Origin of the sequence: Marivita sp., assembly GCF_051859345.1 — a bacterium.
Lineage (GTDB): Bacteria > Pseudomonadota > Alphaproteobacteria > Rhodobacterales > Rhodobacteraceae > Marivita.
Window position 1 is genome coordinate 1 of sequence record NZ_JBHYFV010000113.1, and the last position, 605, is coordinate 605.

Here is a 605-nt window from a genome sequence, read left to right on the forward strand (position 1 = left end):
GGGCAAACGCGAGTACGTTCAGGTTCTGCGCCTGCTGGAGACTTTCGAGATGGCCCATGTCCATGGCGCTATCAAGTACGCTCTGGGTCACGGGACCATTGGCTACGATGCGGTCAAGCATCTGGTGCTGTGCCGGATCGAGAAGCGCCCGCCGCGGCTTGATCTCGACATCTATCCCTATCTGCCCAAGGCACAGGTCGAGACGACGGACCCGGCCAGCTACAAGGTGCTGATGTCCGGAACAGCGGCATGACCGATACCCCGCAGGTCCTGCTGCAGCACCATCTCAAGAAGCTGCGCCTGCCAACCTTCAACAGCGAGTACGACAAGCTGGCCCGGCAATGCGCGGCGACCAAGAGCCTGGACAGCTTCGACTTCAAGGTCATCGCCTCTCTCAACAAGGTCCTGACCATGGAACTTGCCCGCTGCGCCTTCGTAGATCGGCGCGAGAACGTCATCGCCCTGGGCCCGAGCGGCACCGGCAAGACCCACGTCGCCCTGGGGCTCGGACTGGCGGCCTGCCAAAAAGGTCTGAAGGTTCGCTTCACAACCGCTGCAGCCTTGGTCCACGAACTGATTGAGGCTGCCGACGAACGGCGCCTTCA

The 605-nt window shown here is 62.0% G+C and carries 1 protein-coding gene and 1 pseudogene; both read left to right on the top strand.

Features of this window, described 5'->3' with window-relative positions; genetic code table 11:
* Nucleotides 1-253, top strand: a pseudogene (locus tag ACTIEN_RS22300) (IS21 family transposase); the annotation flags it as partial.
* The coding region (locus ACTIEN_RS22305) for an ATP-binding protein (protein WP_439525322.1) at nucleotides 250-605 on the top strand (356 nt) is incomplete at its 3' end. The pseudogene ACTIEN_RS22300 and the gene ACTIEN_RS22305, both read left to right, overlap by 4 nt.